This window comes from Enterobacter sp. Li2LvB3, from assembly GCF_056156645.1.
This window is the reverse complement of record NZ_JBSICG010000009.1, coordinates 59,604-80,201: the sequence shown is the minus strand read 5'-3', so window position 1 is coordinate 80,201 and position 20,598 is coordinate 59,604. Positions and strand designations below refer to the sequence as shown.

Sequence of the window (20,598 nt, the reverse complement as noted above, 5' to 3'; positions counted from 1 at the left end):
CATTGTTTAATCTGAACAGGCAGCACACTTTGATGACTCACGATATTGAACAACGTGAAGCGGCGCTCAGGCGCATTATCGTCGACGCGGGCGATACCGCCCTGCGCTTCTTCCGCTCGCGTAAAGCAGGCGAATATGAACTCAAGGGGCATCAGGATATCCTGACCGAGGCCGATACCTTCGTCGAGAAGCTGGTGTCAGAAGCTATTTCTGCCGCCTTCCCTGAGGATCTGATCCTCGGTGAGGAAACCGCCAGTCAGCCCGCCAGTACGAAGAGCTTGTGGGTAGTGGATCCGATTGATGGCACCGCCAACTTCGCCCGTGGAATTCCCCATTTTTGTGTGTGCATGGCCTGGGTTTGCCACGGTGTCACCGAACTGGGGGCGATTTATAACCCGGTCAGCCAGGAGCTTTATCTGGCGCGCCGTGGCCATTATGCGCTGAAAAACGATCAGCCCCTGCGCTGTACCGCCATTACCGACACCCGGCGGGCGGCCGTGGAGCTGGGCTGGTCTTCACGTCACAGCCAGGAGCACTATCTTCAGGTCATGGCGTCCCTGCTCGGTCTGGGTGCCAGCGTGCGTCGGGGCGGCTCCGGCGCGCTGGCGCTAGCCTGGGTGGCGGAAGGACGTACCGACGGGTATATCGAAATCCATATGAATGCCTGGGACTGCCTGGCAGGACTGCTGCTGGTACGTGAGGCAGGCGGTAAGACGGGGAGCATTCCTGACAGTGCCGAGGGGATCTTCAATGGCCTGCCGGTGCTGGCCGTTGCGCCCGGTATTGCGGATGAGCTTGCCCGCGCCACCGGCATTCCGCTGGCAGGGTCACTACCAGTGATACCAGAGACAGTGCGCTACCCGCGCCCGCCGATGAGCCTGATTGTGGAAGATTTCCCCGGCTGGGGGATGGATATTTACATTGGCGGTTCAGGTGGGGTGAGCGACGTTGCTCTGCTGGCGGAACATAATATCGGCGTGGTCATTAATTGTGCGGTCAACCTGGATATCGACTGGGTATCCACGCCTGAAAAGGGCGCTGCACCGCATCTGCTGTCTCATGGCGCTGGCCCGGTTCGCTATTACAAACTGGGGCTGATTGACGGCGAAGGTAATGCCCCGGAGATGCTGCACGCCGGGTATCAGCTGATGCGCTCGGCACTGTTACAGCAGATCCCGGATAAAGCGTCTTACCGCAATCGCAAGCGCGGCAATATCCTTGTCAACTGTCGCGGCGGGCGCAGCCGCTCTGTGGCACTGGTGGCGTTGTTTATGCATCTGGAATGCCCTGAGCGCTTTCCCACTCTGGATGACGCGATCGCCCTGATCCGCGACCGGCGTGAACTTCACCCGGATGAGTGGTTTGAAACGCCGAAGCCGTCGCTGATCCGCCTGGCTGAACATGCCATTATCCGTGAACGGGCAATTGCCGCAGTGGAAACCTGTCATGAGCAGTAGCAGCCAGAAAAAAAATCCCGGTTTTGCCAGCGCCACTGAGGTGGCGCGTCTTGCCGGCGTGTCCCGCTCTGCGGTGTCCCGTACTTTTACGCCAGGTCGTAGCGTGTCTGAAGATACCCGGCGTAAGGTGCTGGCGGCTGCCGGGGCGCTGAATTATCACGTCAACCATCTGGCGCGGGGGCTTTCCCGGGAGGAGAGCCGCCCGGTCTGTATTCTTGGCGGTAATCTTGCGTTTCCCTGGCAGTCCAGCCTGCTTGAACATCTGACCCGCCGCCTGCATCAGGCCGGACGCGCGGTGATGGTGATCAACACCGACGACGACGAAGCGAGCGCCAGAGAAGCCGTGCAGCAAACGCTGAATTACCGTTCAACGGCCACCATTGTGTTGTCTGGCAAGCCGCCTGGTTCGCTGATTGAGCTGTGTCTGCAAAGCGGGCAGCAGGTAATTTTGATCAACCGCATGGGCCAGTTCCCCAGCGCAGACAATATAGACATCGATTACAGTTCGACGATGAAAGAGGCATTTGACCACCTGATTGCCGCAAAATGTCAGCGCCTGGCGATTGTTTCGTCCTCGTCCCGCTCCCCGAGCATGGTGACCCGTGAAACGCGTTTTCTGGAGGCGGCGGCTGAAACCGGAACCGACGTGGCGATCACCCGTCCAGGCAGCACCTGTTATCAGACGGGCGTTCTTGCTGCACGTGAATTGCTCGGCCAGACGGCACACCCGGATGGGGTGTTCTGCGTGACGGATCTTATCGCCTGCGGATTTATTGATGCCGCGCGCCACGAGTTTGGCCTGCGTGTTCCTGAAGATATCAGCGTTATAGGTTTTGATGATATCGAGCAGGCCAGCTGGCTGGGCTATCAGCTAACGACGTTCTCGCAGCCGCTGGCAGAGATGGCGCAGGCAGTCTGTGAAATGCTGCAGGCCCCGGAGGACGGGAAACCGGCCAGCCGATTGTTTACTGCACGTCTGGTGAAGCGGAAAACGCTCGGTTTGGCAGATTAGTCCGCCCTGCCCACTGCGGGCAGGGTTTTGCGTCAGAAACGAAAAAACCCTGCGATATTGCTATCGCAGGGTTTTCGAATTTGGCGGAAGCGTAGAGATTCGAACTCTAGAACCCTTTCGGGTCGCCGGTTTTCAAGACCGGTGCCTTCAACCGCTCGGCCACGCTTCCTAAGTGAGGCGAACTATAAACACCTCACTGCGCTCTGTAAAGTGTGATTGCTTCCGTTCGCTTCAAAAATAGCCAAAACGTGTTTAATCGGTTGAATAGACAACGCATTGGCCATTTTATCAGCACAACGTACCCGCTCACGCCTAGTGTTTTTTGATGTACATATCTTTGGTGTAGTAGTAGCCCAACTTGTCTGGCGTAAAACCACCCACCCACGGCTTGACCAGGTGCGTACGGACATAGTGATAGACCGGGATCGCCGGCACATCACGCCCTAACAGATCTTCCGCCTGCTGGTAGAATTGCCCGCGCTCTTGCGTGGTTTTCGCTTTCGCCGCGTTCACCAGCGCCTGATCGTAATCCGGGTTGCTGTACTGGCTGGTGTTTTCACTGTCGCCGGTACGGAAGTTGTTCAGGAAGGTTGCGGCATCGTCGTAATCGGCAATCCACGCATAGCGCACCGCATCAAAGTTGTGGGTGTGCATGGTGTCCAGCATGGTTTTCCACTCCTGGTTTTGCAGCTTCGCTTCCACGCCGAGGTTTTTCTTCCACATGGAGCTGGCAGCAATCGCAATACGCTGGTGCGATTCAGAGGTGTTATAGAGCAGGTTAAAGCTCAGCGGGTGGCTGGCGTTGAACCCGGCCTCTTCCAGCAGTTTTTTCGCCTCAGCAATACGTTTGTCCATCGGCCAGCTGGCGTAATCCGGGGTTTTCAGTGTAACACCACCGATATCTGGCTGGCTGATAAGCCACGCCGGGCGTTGCCCCTGCCCTAACACTTTGTCGGCAATGATGTCTTTATCCAGCGCCATGTTTAGCGCTTTACGCACGCGCACATCGTTAAACGGTGGCCGGGTGGTGTTGAATTCGTAGTAATAAGTTGCCAGCTGCGGAGAGACATCCAGCTCTGTACCCATGGTTTTTTTCAGCTGGGCAAACTGGTTGATTGGCACCGTATAAACGATGTCGATCTCTCCGGCTTTATAGCGGTTCACATCAGCGGCTTCAGAGGTGATTGGCAGATAGGTGACCTTGTTGATAACGGTATGCGCGTTATCCCAGTAGCGCGGGTTACGCTCAGCGACAATCCGCTCATTGACCACCCACTGTGACAGCTTGTAGGCCCCACTGGTGACGAGGTGCTCTGGCTTGGTCCACTTCTCGCCAAAGCGATTAATCAGCACCTTATCAACCGGTACCATCGACGGGTGCGCCAGCATGGCAAGGAAGGCGGCGTTTGGCTGGGTGAGCGTCACTTCCAGGGTGGTATCGTTAACGGCTTTCACCCCAAGTGTGTCGGGTGCCTGTTTGCCCTGAGCGATGGCGGCAGCATTCACAATATGCATATTGCCCGGGTAACTGGCGTAGGGTGAGGCGGTCTTCGGATCAACCAGACGCTGCCAGCTCCACACGACATCCTGCGCGGTAATGGCAGTTCCATCGCTCCACGTAATGCCCGGGCGCAGATGGAATGTCCAGACGGTGTTGTCTTTGTTCTCCCACTTATCTGCCAGCCGCGGCTGGATTTCACCCGTAGGGGAGACACTCACCAGCCCTTCGAATAAATCGCTGAGAATATTGAATTCGACATCGCTTTCGACTTTGTGCGGATCGAGTGATGCCGGTTCGTTACCATTATTCCTGACCAGTTCCTGTTTCTCTGCCAGCTGTGTTCCTGCTGGCACGTTAGCCGCCTGGCTTGCCGTGCTTGCGCACAGGATGCCTGCGGTTAACAAAGAAAGTGTAAAGTTAGTGCGTGATTGTGATTTCATGTCCTTCGCCTTATTGTCTGTTTTATGACGATCCGGGAATTACTCTTAGCGTTCAGGCTGTAATAACGCAATATTTTTCAGTAACCTATAAGAGGTTGATCTGAATAAATTCGCCATACCACTCTTCATGCTGAAGAAACGAATTTTTGCGGTATAAACAACCAACACTGGCGCTAACGCGTTGAGTAAAGATGGGTAAAACCGCTTTGTAACTGGCGTCCTGTTTTCTATTCTTGCCGTTAATTACATCTGTCATAAGAGAGTGACTCATGGATCGTATTATTAGTTCTTCACGCGACCGCACATCGCTACTCAGCACCCACAAGGTGCTGCGCAATACTTATTTCATGCTCAGCCTGACGCTGGCGTTTTCTGCGATCACCGCAACCGCCAGCACCCTTCTGATGCTGCCGTCACCAGGCCTGATCCTGACGCTGGTGGGAATGTATGGTCTGATGTTCCTGACCTACAAAACCGCGGATAAACCAGTAGGTATTCTGTCTGCGTTCGCCTTTACCGGCTTCCTGGGCTACATCCTGGGGCCAATGCTGAATGCCTATCTGTCTGCAGGCATGGGTGACCTTATCGGTCTGGCGCTGGGCGGTACTGCACTGGTGTTCTTCTGCTGCTCGGCTTACGTTCTGACCACGCGCAAGGACATGTCCTTCCTCGGCGGGATGCTGATGGCGGGTATCGTGGTGGTACTGGTGGGTATGGTGGCAAACATCTTCCTGCAACTGCCTGCCCTGCACCTGGCGATCAGCGCGGTGTTTATCCTGATTTCCTCTGGCGCGATCCTGATGGAAACCAGCAACATTATTCGCGGTGGTGAGACGAACTACATCCGCGCGACCGTGAGCCTGTATGTGTCGCTGTACAACATCTTCGTCAGCCTGTTGAGCATCCTGGGCTTCGCCAGCCGCGATTAACCAACAGTGCGTTGAACCGGGCCCCGCTTATGCGGGGCTTTGTTTTTTTGGTACACTGCGCAGGTTTTTGACTGACGTGTGAATGATTATGTTGAGCTTTGAAGGTAAAGAGATAGAAACCGACGCCGACGGTTATCTGAAAGAGAGCAGCCAGTGGAGCGAAGCGCTGGCAGAAGTGATTGCGCAGAAAGAGGCCATCACACTGTCGCCAGAACACTGGGAAGTGGTGCGTTTTGTGCGTGAATTCTACCTGGAATTCAACACCTCTCCGGCTATCCGGATGCTGGTTAAGGCGATGGCGAACAAATTCGGCGAAGAGAAAGGCAACAGCCGTTACCTGTATCGTCTCTTCCCGAAAGGCCCGGCAAAACAGGCGACAAAAATCGCCGGTCTGCCCAAGCCTGTGAAGTGTATTTAATAGCGAATACCAAAGTTAACGTATTCCCGGCCGGGTTGATGCGGCTCCGTCAACACCTTATCAACCCGTGCACTGCGCGGCCCGCCCGCTTTTAACCACGCCACCAGCCGCTCTACCTGTTCCGCGTCACCGCAGGCCACCACCTCGACGCTGCCGTCATCCATATTGCGTGCGTACCCGGTAAGCCCTAGCTGGACGGCCTCTCGCTGGGTGCTGTAGCGGAAGCCCACGCCCTGAACGGTGCCGTGAACCCAGGCAATAGTGCAGACTTTTGACATCTTCCTTCCCCTTATCCGTCTGGCGCGTTGCATTTCCTCACTGAACTCGGGAAAATGGCGGCCATTTCATTGGAATCGACAGAATAGCAAATTATGAGTGTACGTTTAGTGTTAGCCAAAGGGCGCGAGAAGTCATTACTGCGCCGCCATCCCTGGGTCTTTTCTGGCGCAGTAACCCGCATGGAAGGCAAAGCCAGCCTCGGTGAAACCATCGATATCGTTGATCATCAGGGGAAATGGTTAGCGCGTGGCGCATACTCGCCTGCATCACAGATCCGCGCGCGCGTCTGGACCTTTGATAAAGACGAAACCATCGACATTGCGTTCTTTACCCGCCGCCTGCAACAGGCACAGCAGTGGCGCGAGTGGCTTGCAAAACGCGACGGGCTGGACAGCTATCGTCTGATTGCCGGGGAATCTGACGGACTGCCGGGCATCACTATCGACCGTTTTGGTGATTTCCTGGTGCTGCAATTGCTGAGCGCGGGCGCTGAGTATCAGCGTGCGGCTTTAATCAGTGCGCTGCAAAACCTGTTCCCTGAATGCGCAATTTACGACCGCAGCGATGTTGCCGTGCGCAAGAAAGAAGGTCTGGAGCTGACGCAAGGCCCGGTAACGGGTGAACTGCCACCTGCCCTACTACCTATTGAAGAACACGGTATGAAGCTGCTGGTTGATATCCAGGGTGGGCACAAAACCGGGTATTACCTCGACCAGCGCGATAGCCGCCTGGCCACGCGCCAGTACGTTGAGAACAAACGCGTGCTGAACTGTTTCTCCTACACCGGTGGTTTCGCGGTTTCTGCGCTGATGGGCGGCTGTGCTCAGGTGGTGAGCGTGGATACATCGCAGGAAGCGCTGGATGTGGCAAAACAGAACGTCGAGCTGAATAAGCTGGATCTGAGCAAAGCGGAGTTCGTGCGCGATGACGTGTTCAAACTGCTGCGTAAATATCGCGATCAGGGCGAGAAGTTTGACGTTATCGTGATGGACCCACCGAAATTCGTCGAGAACAAAAGCCAGCTGATGGGTGCCTGCCGCGGCTATAAAGACATCAACATGCTGGCTATCCAGCTGTTGAACCCGGGTGGCGTTCTGCTGACATTTTCCTGTTCTGGCCTGATGACGACAGATTTATTTCAGAAAATCATCGCCGATGCCGCTATAGATGCTGGCCGTGATGTACAATTTATAGAGCAGTTCCGTCAGGCGGCCGATCACCCGGTGATCGCTACCTATCCGGAAGGGCTGTATCTGAAAGGGTTTGCCTGTCGCGTCATGTAACTTGAAAAGAGAAATATTGCCCACACCTTAAGTGTATGTAATGTTTCCCGGGAGGTGACTATGATTGCCAGCAAATTCGGTATCGGCCAGCAGGTCCGCCACACCTTACTGGGCTATTTGGGTGTGGTCGTGGATATCGACCCGGAGTATTCCCTTGATGAACCGTCAGCTGATGAGCTGGCGGTCGACGCAGAGCTTCGCGTTGCCCCCTGGTATCATGTGGTGATGGAAGATGATGATGGGCAGCCTGTCCATACCTATCTTGCCGAAGCGCAGCTTAGCGGCGAACTTCAGGATGAGCATCCCGAGCAACCCACGATGGATGAGCTTGCCCGGACCATTCGCAAACAGCTACAGGCCCCTCGCCTGCGCAACTAAGCGTGAAAAAAAAGCCCGATACCGGGCTTTTTTTATTACTTCGCCAGCCCCAGACGGGGAATTTCGATTGCCGGACATCTGTCCATGACCACCGCCAGGCCGGCTTCACGCGCCAGCACCGCCGCCTGTTCATTGATGACGCCAAGTTGCATCCACAGCGTTTTCGCGCCGATAGCAATCGCTTCCTGAGCAACGCCCCATGCCGCTTCTGAGTTGCGGAAAACATCCACCATATCCACTTTTTCCGGCACATCGGCCAGGGTAGCGTAACCCTGTTGCCCCAGCAGTGATTTCCCCGCGACTTTTGGCGATACCGGAATAACGTGGTAGCCCTGGTCCAGGAGATACTTCATCACCCGATAGCTTGGACGGTCGGGTTTATCACTCGCCCCCACCAGTGCAATGGTTCGGGTCGATGTCAGAATGTCAGCAATATCGTTCTCTTTCATGGTCTTCCTCCTGGCTTTTTCAAAGTGTACGTCAAAGGGGACATCGCAACCATCTATCCCATACAGATGTATGAGGGCAAAACCGCAGAATATGTCTATATGTTAGTAAACATGATTCTCGAAAAATTTAGATACATTATTAAGAAATAGCATTTTCCACAGGAGCACCCTATGAAAACCGGCATTGCCTCTGCTCTGATTGCATTAGTTATGCCGGTTTGCGTCTTTGCAACAACGCTACGGCTCTCCACCGACATTGACCTGCTGGTGCTTGACGGAAAAAAAGTCTCCAGCTCGCTTCTTCGCGGTGCTGACAGTATTGAACTGGATAACGGGCAACACCAGCTTGTGTTCCGGGTAGAAAAGACGATCCGCGTGGCGAATCATGAACAGCGTATGTATATCTCACCGCCGCTGATTGTCAGTTTTAACACCCAGCGGATTAGCCAGGTCAACTTTAACTTACCCCGTCTGGAGACCGAAAAAGAGGCCCAGGCGTTTGAGTCGGGGCCGCGCCTTGAGCTGCTGGATGGCGATGCCATGCCTATCCCCGTGAAGCTGGATATTCTGGCACTCACCAAAACACCGAAAGGCATTGATTATGAGGCGGATACGGAAATCTATAATAAAGCGGGCAAACGCGCGTCGCTGCCTCAGTTTGCTACCATGATGGCGGATGACAGCACGCTTTTGTCGGGCGTATCCGAACTGGACGTGATCCCACCTCAGTCGCAGACGCTCACCGAACAACGCCTTAAATTCTGGTTCCAGCAGGCCGATCCCGATACGCGGGCCCGGTTTCTGCAATGGGCAAAACAACAACCTTCGTCGTAACCCACATTTTTTTGCCCTTTCTCTTGCAGCATCAGGCGCTTCCCGTCATCTTGTAGCCAGTTAACCCTGACGGAAAAGATTATGGAACTGACAACACGCACGCTTCCTGCCCGCAAACACATTGCGTTGGTGGCGCACGATCACTGCAAACAAATGCTGCTGAACTGGGTACGCCGCCATCAGCCAATGCTGGAAAACCACACCCTCTCAGCAACGGGTACGACCGGCAACCTTATCCACCGTGAAACCGGGTTAGAGGTTCAAGCCATGCTGAGTGGCCCAATGGGCGGCGACCAGCAGGTTGGGGCACAAATTTCGGAAGGTAAAATTGACGTACTGATTTTCTTCTGGGATCCGCTGAATGCCGTCCCGCACGACCCGGATGTTAAAGCGCTGCTGCGTCTTGCAACAGTATGGAATATCCCGGTTGCGACTAACCTGTCCACAGCAGACTTTATTATTGAATCGCCGCAGTTCAGCTCCCCTGTCGATATTCTGATCCCGGATTATCAGCGCTATCTTGCCGAAAGACTGAAGTGAATGTTATGCCGGGTGGCGACTACGCCTTACCCGGCCTGCAAAACCCTGCCTCCCGTTACGGCTTCTTCGCCACCGGTACATCAATACTCTTCAGAATATCGACAAACGTTGAGGGTTCATTTTTATTGAACAGCAGCCATACACGGTGGCGGGCGCGGGTTAACGCGACATACAGCAGACGGCGCTCTTCAGCATCCGGGAAATCTTCCGGTACTGGCAACAGGGCTTGCTCCATCACTGATTCGCGCGCCGGGGCCGGGAAGCCATCATTGCCGTCTTTTAACCCCACCACAATCACGTAATCGGCCTGCTGCCCTTTACTGGCATGGATGGTCATAAAATCGAGCTGTAGCTTGGGCCAGCGGGTAGCCGCTTTTTCCAGCGCGGCCGGCTTGAGGTGGTGATAACGCGCCAGCACCAGAATACGCTCTTCGGGTTTCGCATAGCCGCTCAGTTTATCCAGCAGAGGCTCCAGCTGTTCTTCCGCCAGCAAGGTGACGGCTTTTTTATCCCCCGGTGTCAGGCTGTTAAGCGGTTTGGCCAGTTGATGTGGGTTTTGCTGGATGAATCGATTGGCGATTTCGCCGATTCGCGAGTTGAAACGATAGGTGGTGTCCAGATCGCTGCGATCTCCCTCACCAAAATAGTGATGGAACGCGGTGGTCAGTGACAACTGTGCACCGCTGAAGCGATAGATTGCCTGCCAGTCATCGCCAACGGCAAACAGTGACGTGTGTTTATTTTGCGCCCGAAGCGCTGAAAGAAGCGCGGCACGCTGGGGTGAGATGTCCTGGAACTCATCCACAAGGATATGTTTCCACGGACTCACAAAGCGGCCTTTTTCCAGAATGATAATGGCCTGATGGATAAGCCCTGAAAAATCGACCGCATTTTCGTCTTTCAGCGCCGTTTTCCAGGCTTTCAGCAGCGGGGCCATCAGTTTGACCCGTTTCGTAAAGAGCGCGCGGATCTCTTCCGGGGCACTTTCAATCATTTCCGCCTGAGACCCGCCGTGCATCCGCAAAAGGCTTACCCAGCGGTCGAGGCGAGAGCCCAGGCGACGCGCCAGTTTTTCATCCTGCCAGAAACTGCCTTCCGGCACGTCCCAGTTAAGTTCTTCTTCCAGCCACTGGCGCCAGCCTTTTGCCTGGGCTTTTTTCTCGCTGCATTGCTGCTGCCAGGTCTTAATAAACAGCGACTGGCGGGCCTGCGTGTCGTTCTCAAGCTTGCTGATCGAAGGAACCTTTTTGCTCCCCTGCTGGATAATGTGTAACGCAAGGGCATGGAAGGTTCTGGCGGTAATATCCTGTGTGCGCAGGCGTTCCTGAATGCGCTCGTCCATCTCCTGCGCGGCTTTACGACCAAACGCCAGCAGCAAAATCTGGTCGGCCACCGCTTCGCCTGTGGTCAGGAGCCAGCCCGCCCGCGCCACCAGCACCGACGTTTTACCGCTCCCTGCCCCGGCAAGCACCAGCAGGGAGTGTTCACCATTTACCACCGCGCGCGCCTGGGCCGGATTCAGTGGTGAGGATTCAATGTTGCTGAAGAAATCGGCGTACTTCGTGAGCATGGTGTCCGTCCATGCCTGGTTATGGGCAAGCCGACTTTTATCAATATCGGTAAGCCATGCCTGACACTGCCGCCAGGCATCGCGGCAATTATCAAACTCATCCAGACGGGAAACCGGCAACGGCAGTGCCGAAAGCGCCACTTTAATCTTTTGCTGCAAACCGGCGGTTTGCTGGCGCGTCAGCCACTTTTGTTGTGCACTGCTTTGTGCAATATCATCAAGAACCTGCTGCAACACCTGCGCAGCAACGGTGCTCATCTCGTCGCTCCACTGGCGCCAGAGGCTATTCAGATGATGATGGAAGCGTTGCGTTTCCGCCCATTCAGTGCCGTGGAGGCGAACCACCTTTTCGGCAGGCAACACAAACTCAAGCTCGCCCCAGACCAGCCCGCGCTTGCAGTGGATAGCTAAAAGCTGATTAAACGGAATGAGATATTCGTGGCGTTCGCCAGAGACTTTTACCCCTGCATTCAGAAGGACAACCTTATCGTAAGGATGTTGAGCCAGGCGCTTGCCCAGTGAAGTTGCTTTCAGTTCCATGTCCTGCCTGATCCACGAAGAGATAATTTACCTGACAGTTTAACTGCCAGTTTTAAGGTGCTCCAGCCTAAAAAAACGTTACAATCACTAAGCGTTAATCATATCGAAAGGAACTGAGGGTTTATGCGTACCGTTCTGAATATTCTTAATTTTGTCCTTGGCGGTTTTGCCACCACTCTTTCCTGGCTTATTGCCACGCTGGTGAGCATCGTGCTCATTTTTACCCTTCCGCTGACGCGCTCCTGCTGGGAAATCACCCGGCTGTCGCTTTTTCCTTATGGTAACGAGGCTGTACACGTCGACGAACTGAACCCGGAAAGCAAAAACGTCCTGATGAATACAGGCGGTACTGTGCTTAACATCCTGTGGCTGATTTTCTTTGGCTGGTGGCTGTGTCTGATGCACATCTTCGCAGGTATTGCTCAGTGCATCACAATTATTGGCATTCCTGTCGGGATCGCCAATTTCAAAATCGCTGCTATCGCCTTGTGGCCAGTCGGGCGCAGGGTTGTTCCGGTTGAAGTGGCGCAAGCCGCGCGCGAAGCAAACGCCCGCCGTCGTTTTCAGTAATTAAGGACAGGCCGCGCTCATGCTAAGCCCATTGATTCGCCGCTACACATGGAACAGCACCTGGCTGTATAACGTCAGGATTTTTATCGCACTTTGCGGTACGGTCGCCCTGCCGTGGTGGTTAAACGACGTTAAGCTCACTATCCCGCTGACCCTGGGCGTTGTTGCCGGAGCGCTGGCAGACCTCGACGATCGCCTGGCTGGGCGACTGCGTAATCTGGTTATCACTCTTATCTGTTTTTTCATTGCCTCAGCATCCGTTGAACTGCTGTTCCCATGGCCATGGCTATTTGCGTTAGGTCTGACGCTTTCAACCAGTGGATTTATTCTTCTGGGTGGGCTTGGCCAGCGCTATGCCACCATTGCGTTTGGCGCATTGCTGATTGCTATCTACACCATGCTGGGCGTATCGCTTTACGATCAATGGTATCAGCAGCCCGTTCTGCTGCTGCTTGGCGCTATCTGGTATAACCTGCTGACGCTTACCGGACATCTCATTTTTCCGGTTCGCGCTTTACAGGATAACCTCGCCCGCAGCTATGAACAGCTGGCGCATTATCTGGAGCTGAAATCCCGTTTATTTGACCCGGATATTGAAGAAGAAAGCCAGGCGCCACTTTACGATCTGGCGCTGGCAAACGGCCAACTGGTCGCAACCTTAAACCAGACCAAAGCCAGCCTTCTTACGCGGTTACGCGGCGATCGCGGTCAGCGAGGAACGCGCCGGACTTTGCATTACTATTTTGCCGCCCAGGATATCCACGAGCGTGCCAGTTCATCGCATGTGCAATATGCAGCCCTGCGGGAAAAGTTTCGCTACAGCGATGTTATGTTCCGTTTTCAGCGGCTACTTTCAATGCAATCCCAGGCGTGTCAGCAGCTGTCCCGCTCCATTTTACTGCGCACGCCGTATCAGCATGATCCACGCTTTGAACGCGCGTTTAGCCACCTTGATGCAGCGCTTGATCGCGTGCAGGCCAGCGGGACATCCCTGGAGCAGATAAAAGCGCTGGGTTTCTTACTCAATAACCTGCGGGCGATAGACGCGCAACTGGCCACCATTGAGTCTGAACAAGCCTTGGCGATGCCGAACAATGACGCTGATAACCAGCTTGCCGATGACAGCCTTCACGGCTTTAGCGATATGTGGTTACGGCTGAGCCGTAACTTTACCCCAGAATCGGCTCTCTTCCGCCACGCCGTAAGAATGTCGCTGGTGCTGTGCGTCGGTTACGCGTTTATCCAGATAACCGGCTTGCATCATGGCTACTGGATATTGCTGACCAGCCTGTTTGTTTGCCAGCCAAACTATAACGCCACCCGCCACCGGCTCGCGTTGCGTATTATTGGTACCCTGGTGGGTGTCGCAATCGGCCTTCCGGTACTTTACTTTGTCCCGTCCATTGAAGGGCAGCTTGTCCTTATCGTGATAACCGGCGTGTTGTTCTTTGCATTTCGCAATGTGCAATACGCACACGCCACGATGTTTATCACCTTACTGGTATTGCTGTGCTTTAACCTGCTTGGCGAAGGGTTTGAAGTCGCCCTTCCCCGCGTTATTGATACGCTGATCGGCTGTGCCATTGCCTGGGCTGCAGTCAGTTTTATCTGGCCGGACTGGCGTTTTCGTAATCTGCCGCGCGTGCTGGACAGGGCTATGAATGCTAACTGCCGATACCTGGATGCCATTCTTGAGCAATATCACCAGGGTCGTGATAACCGTCTGGCCTATCGCATCGCCCGCCGTGATGCGCATAACCGCGATGCGGAGCTTGCATCGGTGGTATCGAACATGTCAACGGAACCTGGCGCTACGGCAGAAATCCGTGAAACCGCCTTTCGTCTGCTGTGCCTGAACCATACCTTTACCAGCTATATTTCTACGCTGGGCGCTCACCGAGAAAGGTTAAGTAATCCGGGTATTCTGGGATTGCTGGATGATGCCGTTTGCTATGTCGACGATGCACTTCACCACCGTCCAGCCGATGAACCCCGTGTTCGGCAGGCCCTGGATGAACTCGCCCAGCGTATCGCCCATCTTGATCCTGGTACCGACAGCAAAGCCCCGCTGGTTCTTCAGCAAGTTGGCCTGCTTATTGCTCTGCTGCCGGAAATTTGTCGCCTACAACAACTGATTGCTACATGGCGGAACGATTCTCCGCAGGCTCTGGCAACGCGTTAAACCATTCCGTGAGTTCCCGGCGAATCTCTGCCGGGAGCGCCGCTTCATGCAGCCCTTCTATTGCACCTTCAAGCGCAAAAAGCACTTTAATCCCAAGTTGTTTATTTTGAACTCTGATTTTCAGCCAACTCGCTTTTGCCCCCAGTTCCCGTAACATTTCTTCGTTGGTGATCCCGACTTCAAAAAGCAGAACCTCAATCTGGAAAGTGAGATTGGGCAGGTCTTTAAGCCGGTTGCGCTGATAGCGCTGATATCGCTCCCGCCTGGCCGCCTCAAGCGCAAAAGAGGAAAGCTGGAGTAGTGTCCCCCTGTCCTGCCACAACCCGTCATCAACCCGGAAGTAGTTAAGCAGCACTGGCCGACCCCGTTTCAGAAGGGTCAAAAAAGAGGAGGCGTGTTTCACATAGTAGGTAGCGCTTTGCTCACAGGCGCGCAGATAAAGTTCCCCATCAGACACCATGGCAAAAACGGCGTTATCAACCGCCAGGGTATAGCCACCAAAGAGTGCGCGGTGATGAATATCACCCAGTTCTGAAAGGTATTCCTGGGATTTATAAATCCGTTCATAAGATATCTTTTTCATGATATTTCCCTTAAAAATCATACTGTAAAGAGGCTAATTCTTACTAACGGATCCGTTAGCAGGAAAATAGGCAACTTATCGCCAGTGAGCAAGATGAATTTTCTTTAGGGGCCGATCATGAGCAAAATTTGCGAGTCGCTTTCCGAAAATGAGGTTGATCTTTATGCATACAGGGGTTACTGTATATTCATACAGTAACTACAGGGCTGGAATGAATATGTACACTTCAGGCTACGCAAATCGCTCAACATCTTTCTCTTCTACCGCAAGCAATGTCGCGAAGAAATCCGTCGGGAGCGTGTCGACAGGTCTTATCAGTGAAGTGATTTATCGAGAAGACCAGCCCCTATTAACCCAACTTTTATTACTTCCTTTATTACAACAGCTTGGCCAGCAGTCGCGCTGGCAGCTCTGGCTGACGCCACAACAAAAACTGAGCCGTGAATGGGTTCAGTCCGCAGGATTGCCGCTGACAAAGGTCATGCAGATTAACCAACTCTCACCTTGCGATACGGTCGAGTCGATGATCCGTGCATTACGTACCGGAAATTACAGTGTCGTGATCGGGTGGTTACCAGACGAACTGACGGAAGAAGAACATTTTCGACTGACTGAAGCAGCCGAGGAAGGTAACGCCATCGGTTTTATTATGCGTCCGGTTCATCCAGATTCTTACCGCAGAGGACAACTTTCTGGGCTAAAAATTCACTCGAATTTGTATCATTGAGTAAATTTAGGAGTTTTCCTGGAATTTTTTTCGACCACAAGATGTGGAAATAGTTCCATGCGTTAAATCTGCGGAAAGGCTTGTCTGGTGCGGTTCCCGTTAATTTTACTGCACAATTTCCATACAAAAAATGTTAAATATTAGGTATACGGAACTTTTTTTTTTCATATGCCTGACGGAGTTCACACTTGTAAGTTTCTAGCTACGTTGTAGACTTTACATCGCCAGGGGTGCTCGGCCTAAGCCGAAGATATCGGTAGATTTATATTTGACCACGCCCCCCGGTGAAGGATTTAACCGTGATTTCTCGTCGGAGATCTTCATGGCAAATTTTGGATGATAACGAGGCGCAAAAAATGAAAAAGACAGCTATCGCGATTGCAGTGGCACTGGCTGGCTTCGCTACCGTAGCGCAGGCCGCTCCGAAAGATAATACCTGGTATGCAGGTGGTAAACTGGGCTGGTCTCAGTTCCATGACACCGGCTGGTACGACAGCAAACTGAACAACGATGGCCCTACTCATGAGAGCCAGCTTGGTGCAGGTGCGTTCGGTGGCTATCAGGTTAACCCGTATGTTGGTTTTGAAATGGGTTACGACTGGTTAGGTCGTATGCCATACAAAGGCGACACCGTAAATGGCGCTTTCAAAGCTCAGGGCGTACAGCTGACTGCTAAACTGGGTTACCCAGTAACTGACGATCTGGACGTGTACACCCGTCTGGGCGGCATGGTATGGCGTGCTGATTCCAGCAACAACCAGATTGGCAGCGATCACGACACTGGCGTTTCTCCAGTATTCGCAGGTGGTGTTGAGTGGGCTATGACCCGTGACATCGCTACCCGTCTGGAATACCAGTGGGTTAACAACATCGGCGACGGCAACACCGTAGGTGTTCGTCCAGACAACGGTATGCTGAGCGTAGGTGTTTCCTACCGTTTCGGCCAGCAGGAAGAAGCTGCACCAATCGTAGCTCCAGCTCCGGCTCCAGCTCCAGAAGTACAGACCAAGCACTTCACTCTGAAGTCTGACGTTCTGTTCAACTTCAACAAAGCTACCCTGAAACCAGAAGGTCAGCAGGCACTGGATCAGCTGTACTCTCAGCTGAGCAACCTGGATCCTAAAGACGGTTCAGTAGTGGTTCTGGGCTTCACCGACCGTATCGGTTCTGACGCTTACAACCAGCAGCTGTCTGAAAAACGTGCTCAGTCTGTTGTTGATTACCTGGTATCTAAAGGTATCCCGGCTAACAAGATCTCCCCACGTGGTATGGGCGAATCTAACCCAGTTACCGGTTCTACCTGTAACAACGTGAAAGCTCGCGCTGCACTGATCGACTGCCTGGCTCCAGATCGTCGTGTTGAGATCGAAGTTAAAGGCATCAAAGACGTTGTAACTCAGCCAGCGGCATAAGTTATCGTCTTAAGAAAAAACCCCGCATAGCGGGGTTTTTTTATTGTCTGAAGAAATACAGAATCTTATTTTTTACCCAGAAGCGCCTGTAGATCGTTTTTCAGCGTCGACATCTGGTTCGCGTACTTCTCTTTATGCTCAGCATCTTCAATCAGCTGCACTACCGTTTCTGATAACGTCTTTCCACGCCGTTGTGCAAGGCCTGCCAGGCGTTGCCAGACAATAAATTCCAGATCGATAGATTTCTTGCGGGTATGCTGATGCTCGGCATTAAAATGCCGCTTGCGACGCGCACGAATAGTTTGCTTCATCCGGTTCAACAGTTCTGGATTGATATGTTTCGCTATCCAGTTATTGACCTGTACCGGTTCGTTTTCGAGGGTCAGCAACATATCTACGGCTTCTTGCGCCGCGCTGGCTTCGATGTAGCAGGTGATCAACTCGCCTTCACGATGTTTTTTGACCAGGTACTTCCATTTCCAGCCGCTTTCGAGATTTTCCAGTTGTTGATATTTCATTGCGATCTCAGTGTTACCACGTAACTCTGTTCAGAATATCAGTTTTTTGGCAATCTGCTGAAAAGAAATCATATCCTGTGCATCATTACAGGCGATTCACCCGCGGAAATCCCCAATCCTGCTTGGGCAGAGCCTTCCGCTTACGGTATACTCCACGGTTTTACATCTGACTAAAAAACATCAACTTTGACCATTACGAAACTTGCATGGCGTGACCTTGTTCCCGATACAGAAAGTTATCAGGAGCTCTTTGCACAGCCAAAACTCGCAAAAGAACACGAATTCATACTTAGCGATACACAACCGCGTTTGCATTATGCGCTGGAGCAGGTGTTAAGCCCGTGGGCGACATCTCCCTTCATGCTGCTCAAAGCCCCGGAAGAAGCCGAGTATTTGACGCTTCTGGGTGATGCCATGCGCCAGTTACAGCCAGAAACAGATGCTGTTTTTGGCGGCCAGTATCGTATCGCGGGTCATAACATTACTTTTGAACCGGCGCAGCAGGCTGACGATCGTTTTGCCGCAAAAGGCGAAGTGATCACCGCCAACTGGGTCGAAGCGGAGCAGCTTTTTGGCTGCCTTCGTCAGTTTAATGGCGAACTGTCGCTTCAACCGGGGCTTGTCCATCGCGCTAACGGTGGTGTTCTGATCATCGCCCTGAGAACCTTACTCTCCCAGCCGCTGCTTTGGATGCGCCTGAAAACGATTGTGAGCCAGCAACGCTTTGACTGGGTGGGTTACGACGAATCCCGCCCTCTCCCTGTCGCAGTGCCGTCAATGCCATTGTCGTTGACCGTGGTGCTGACCGGCGATCGTGAATCGCTGGCAGACTTCCAGGAGATGGAGCCAGAACTGGCGAGCCTGGCCGTTTACAGCGAGTACGAAGACAATATTCAGATTGCCGATGCCGATGATATGGCACAGTGGTGTCAATGGGTAATGGCCATTGCTGCACGCTATGAATTACCTGTTCCGGCTGCTGACGCCTGGCCTGGTCTACTTCGCGAAGCAGTACGCTATACCGGCGATCAGGAAACCTTACCGCTCTGTCCACTCTGGATCAGCAAACAGCTGCGTGAAGTGGGCGTTATTAGCGGTGACGGCGCGTTTACCGGTGAACAGCTCACCCAGATGCTTGTGCAACGCGAATGGCGTGAAGGCTATCTCGCCGACCGGATGCAGGATGAAATTCTGCTGGATCAAATTCTGGTGGAAACCGAGGGCGAGCGTATTGGGCAAATCAACGCCTTGTCCGTTATCGAGTTCCCGGGGCATCCACGTGCATTTGGCGAACCTTCGCGTATCAGCTGCGTCGTGCACATTGGCGACGGGGAATTTACCGACATTGAACGTAAAGCTGAACTCGGCGGCAACATCCATGCCAAAGGCATGATGATCATGCAGGCATTTTTGATGTCTGAGTTGCAGCTGGAGCAGCAAATCCCCTTCTCCGCCTCGCTCACGTTTGAGCAATCCTACAGCGAAGTCGATGGCGATAGCGCCTCGATGGCAGAGCTGTGTGCCCTCATCAGCGCCCTGGCAGAAGTTCCGATTAATCAGAACATCGCCATTACCGGTTCCGTTGATCAGTTTGGGCGCGCTCAGCCGGTTGGCGGGCTGAACGAGAAAATCGAAGGCTTCTTTGCCATTTGCCAGCAGCGCGGTTTGAATGGCAAACAGGGTGTTATTATCCCGGCGCCTAACGCACGCCATCTGAGCCTGAGTCAGGCGCTTCTGGACGCGGTGGAACAGGAACAATTTACGCTCTGGGCCATCGAAGGAATTGAGGATGCGCTACCCTTACTGACAAATCTGGTATGGGATGGCGAAGGTCAAACAACCCTGATGCAAACTATCCAGGAACGTATTGCTCAGGCGACACAGCAGGACGCTCGTCATCGTTACCCGTGGCCGTTACGTTGGTTGAGTTGGTTTAGTCCGAACTGATCGGACTTGTTCAGCGTACACGTGTTAGCTATCCTGCGTGCTTCACTAAAATAAGGCTTATTGAGAACATGGTAGATAAACGCGAATCCTATACAAAAGAAGACCTTCTTGCCTCTGGTCGCGGTGAACTGTTTGGCGCTAAAGGCCCACAGTTACCGGCCCCGAACATGCTGATGATGGACCGTGTCGTAAAAATGACCGAAACCGGCGGCAACTTCGATAAGGGTTACGTAGAAGCAGAACTCGATATTAACCCAGATCTGTGGTTCTTCGGTTGCCACTTTATTGGCGATCCGGTAATGCCTGGCTGCCTGGGCCTTGATGCTATGTGGCAGTTGGTTGGTTTCTACCTGGGCTGGCTCGGCGGCGAAGGCAAAGGCCGCGCACTGGGCGTTGGCGAAGTGAAATTCACCGGTCAGGTTCTGCCTTCTGCGAAGAAAGTCACCTATCGCATTCACTTCAAGCGCATTGTTAACCGTCGTCTGATTATGGGCCTGGCGGATGGCGAAGTGCTGGTAGATGGTCGTCTGATCTATACCGCAAACGATCTGAAAGTGGGTCTGTTCCAGGACACTTCTGCGTTCTGATTGCTGATTTAAGCAACCCCGGAAAGGCGAAACCTCCGCATTGCGGAGGTTTCTTTATTTAAAGAGACGTTATCAAGCTATAAGTACCCTGTCGCCGATGGCTTCTCGCCAGCCTCCCAGCCATTGTGACCTTTGATTTATCGTCTGATAAGGACACATTTCTTTTGAGCGTCCAGCGATTCCAGCCTGATAACCACGTTGATGAGCCCGTTCCAGGCGATCTCGTTTCTGTCTCTTCATGCCTCGTTTCCCTCATTCTTTTGTCTGGTGGAAAGAAAACAGTGATTGCAAAGTGTGCAAGCACAGATAACGAATACCCCGAATATGCCTCAGCGTCAATGTTCGAAATTCATACGGGTGTCATATTTGTGAGCTATACGGAAGATCATTTGTACAAAAAATGTGACCCGGCACAAGTAACAACCTGATGTCAAAACGAAAA

At 53.2% G+C, this 20,598-nt stretch carries 21 protein-coding genes and 1 tRNA gene; 14 read left to right on the top strand and 8 right to left on the bottom strand.

Annotation, left to right across the window (positions count from 1 at the left end; genetic code table 11):
- Nucleotides 1-32 precede the first annotated feature (32 nt).
- On the top strand, nt 33-1,457 hold the full coding sequence (locus tag ACS603_RS09460) for an inositol monophosphatase family protein (RefSeq protein WP_474944143.1): 1,425 nt from the start codon (nt 33-35) through the stop codon (nt 1,455-1,457).
- A complete protein-coding gene (locus ACS603_RS09455) occupies nt 1,447-2,469 on the top strand; it encodes a LacI family DNA-binding transcriptional regulator (RefSeq protein WP_474944142.1) in 1,023 nt (340 codons plus the stop codon). Before ACS603_RS09460 ends, ACS603_RS09455 begins: the two co-directional genes overlap by 11 nt.
- An 81-nt stretch (nt 2,470-2,550) precedes the next feature.
- Here ACS603_RS09455 and ACS603_RS09450 read toward each other — a convergent pair.
- Nucleotides 2,551-2,638, bottom strand: a tRNA-Ser gene (locus tag ACS603_RS09450).
- 143 nt (nt 2,639-2,781) lie between these two features.
- Nucleotides 2,782-4,410 carry an ABC transporter substrate-binding protein gene (locus tag ACS603_RS09445; protein WP_182060350.1) on the bottom strand — a complete coding sequence of 543 codons (1,629 nt, stop codon included), beginning with the start codon at nt 4,408-4,410 and terminating at the stop codon, nt 2,782-2,784.
- A 269-nt stretch (nt 4,411-4,679) separates the two neighbouring features.
- Here ACS603_RS09445 and yccA point away from each other — a divergent pair, with 269 nt between their 5' ends.
- Together yccA and tusE are read left to right on the top strand one after the other, a co-directional pair.
- On the top strand, nt 4,680-5,339 hold the full coding sequence (gene yccA, locus ACS603_RS09440; protein WP_182060349.1) for an FtsH protease modulator YccA: 660 nt from the start codon (nt 4,680-4,682) through the stop codon (nt 5,337-5,339).
- A gap of 88 nt (nt 5,340-5,427) precedes the next feature.
- Nucleotides 5,428-5,757 carry a sulfurtransferase TusE gene (gene tusE, locus ACS603_RS09435; RefSeq protein WP_182063546.1) on the top strand — a complete coding sequence of 110 codons (330 nt, stop codon included), beginning with the start codon at nt 5,428-5,430 and terminating at the stop codon, nt 5,755-5,757.
- Here the strand turns inward: tusE and yccX are convergent.
- Complete coding sequence (gene yccX / locus ACS603_RS09430; RefSeq protein WP_446492615.1) at nt 5,754-6,035, bottom strand: acylphosphatase; 282 nt, start codon at nt 6,033-6,035, stop codon at nt 5,754-5,756. The two genes, tusE and yccX, sit on opposite strands and share 4 nt — an antisense overlap.
- A 93-nt stretch (nt 6,036-6,128) precedes the next feature.
- Here yccX and rlmI point away from each other — a divergent pair, with 93 nt between their 5' ends.
- Both rlmI and hspQ read left to right on the top strand, forming a co-directional pair.
- Nucleotides 6,129-7,319, top strand: coding sequence for a 23S rRNA (cytosine(1962)-C(5))-methyltransferase RlmI (rlmI, locus tag ACS603_RS09425; protein WP_182060347.1), 1,191 nt, complete (start codon nt 6,129-6,131; stop codon nt 7,317-7,319).
- A gap of 60 nt (nt 7,320-7,379) precedes the next feature.
- Nucleotides 7,380-7,697, top strand: coding sequence for a heat shock protein HspQ (gene hspQ / locus ACS603_RS09420; RefSeq protein ID WP_182060346.1), 318 nt, complete (start codon nt 7,380-7,382; stop codon nt 7,695-7,697).
- 35 nt (nt 7,698-7,732) lie between these two features.
- On the opposite strand, the gene ACS603_RS09415 is transcribed toward hspQ, so the two are convergent.
- Nucleotides 7,733-8,146, bottom strand: coding sequence for a CoA-binding protein (locus ACS603_RS09415; protein WP_014069634.1), 414 nt, complete (start codon nt 8,144-8,146; stop codon nt 7,733-7,735).
- Between the two features lie 171 nt (nt 8,147-8,317).
- Here ACS603_RS09415 and csgI point away from each other — a divergent pair, with 171 nt between their 5' ends.
- Together csgI and mgsA are read left to right on the top strand one after the other, a co-directional pair.
- On the top strand, nt 8,318-8,980 hold the full coding sequence (gene csgI / locus ACS603_RS09410) for a curli synthesis inhibitor (RefSeq protein WP_182060345.1): 663 nt from the start codon (nt 8,318-8,320) through the stop codon (nt 8,978-8,980).
- Between the two features lie 81 nt (nt 8,981-9,061).
- Nucleotides 9,062-9,520, top strand: coding sequence for a methylglyoxal synthase (gene mgsA, locus ACS603_RS09405; protein WP_182060344.1), 459 nt, complete (start codon nt 9,062-9,064; stop codon nt 9,518-9,520).
- Between the two features lie 55 nt (nt 9,521-9,575).
- Here the strand turns inward: mgsA and helD are convergent, their stop codons facing one another.
- On the bottom strand, nt 9,576-11,630 hold the full coding sequence (helD, locus tag ACS603_RS09400; RefSeq protein WP_315688252.1) for a DNA helicase IV: 2,055 nt from the start codon (nt 11,628-11,630) through the stop codon (nt 9,576-9,578).
- Nucleotides 11,631-11,753: 123 nt separating this feature from the next.
- On the opposite strand from helD, the gene ACS603_RS09395 reads away from it, so the two are divergent.
- Together ACS603_RS09395 and yccS are read left to right on the top strand one after the other, a co-directional pair.
- Entirely contained in the window at nt 11,754-12,200 is a 447-nt protein-coding gene (locus tag ACS603_RS09395) for a YccF domain-containing protein (RefSeq protein ID WP_182060342.1), read from the top strand.
- Nucleotides 12,201-12,219: 19 nt separating this feature from the next.
- Nucleotides 12,220-14,382: a YccS family putative transporter gene (yccS, locus tag ACS603_RS09390; protein ID WP_474944141.1), complete on the top strand. Its 2,163-nt coding sequence runs from the start codon at nt 12,220-12,222 to the stop codon at nt 14,380-14,382.
- On the opposite strand, the gene ACS603_RS09385 is transcribed toward yccS, so the two are convergent.
- Nucleotides 14,339-14,965 (bottom strand): TfoX/Sxy family DNA transformation protein, encoded by a 627-nt coding sequence (locus ACS603_RS09385; RefSeq protein WP_182060340.1) that lies wholly within the window; start codon nt 14,963-14,965, stop codon nt 14,339-14,341. The genes yccS and ACS603_RS09385 overlap by 44 nt on opposite strands.
- A 217-nt stretch (nt 14,966-15,182) precedes the next feature.
- Here ACS603_RS09385 and sulA point away from each other — a divergent pair, with 217 nt between their 5' ends.
- On the top strand, nt 15,183-15,692 hold the full coding sequence (gene sulA, locus ACS603_RS09380) for an SOS-induced cell division inhibitor SulA (RefSeq protein ID WP_182060339.1): 510 nt from the start codon (nt 15,183-15,185) through the stop codon (nt 15,690-15,692).
- A 356-nt stretch (nt 15,693-16,048) separates the two neighbouring features.
- A complete protein-coding gene (gene ompA, locus ACS603_RS09375; RefSeq protein ID WP_474944140.1) occupies nt 16,049-17,104 on the top strand; it encodes a porin OmpA in 1,056 nt (351 codons plus the stop codon).
- Nucleotides 17,105-17,169: 65 nt separating this feature from the next.
- On the opposite strand, the gene matP is transcribed toward ompA, so the two are convergent.
- Nucleotides 17,170-17,622: a macrodomain Ter protein MatP gene (gene matP / locus ACS603_RS09370; RefSeq protein ID WP_182060337.1), complete on the bottom strand. Its 453-nt coding sequence runs from the start codon at nt 17,620-17,622 to the stop codon at nt 17,170-17,172.
- A 186-nt stretch (nt 17,623-17,808) separates the two neighbouring features.
- On the opposite strand from matP, the gene ACS603_RS09365 reads away from it, so the two are divergent.
- Nucleotides 17,809-19,569, top strand: a complete 1,761-nt coding sequence (locus tag ACS603_RS09365; RefSeq protein WP_315688250.1) for an AAA family ATPase — start codon at nt 17,809-17,811, stop codon at nt 19,567-19,569.
- A gap of 68 nt (nt 19,570-19,637) precedes the next feature.
- The gene (gene fabA, locus ACS603_RS09360; protein ID WP_013097260.1) at nt 19,638-20,156 is read left to right on the top strand and encodes a bifunctional 3-hydroxydecanoyl-ACP dehydratase/trans-2-decenoyl-ACP isomerase; all 519 of its coding nucleotides are present in this window, start codon (nt 19,638-19,640) and stop codon (nt 20,154-20,156) included.
- 72 nt (nt 20,157-20,228) lie between these two features.
- Here the strand turns inward: fabA and rmf are convergent, their stop codons facing one another.
- Nucleotides 20,229-20,396, bottom strand: coding sequence for a ribosome modulation factor (rmf, locus tag ACS603_RS09355; protein ID WP_014069623.1), 168 nt, complete (start codon nt 20,394-20,396; stop codon nt 20,229-20,231).
- Nucleotides 20,397-20,598: the final 202 nt, after the last annotated feature.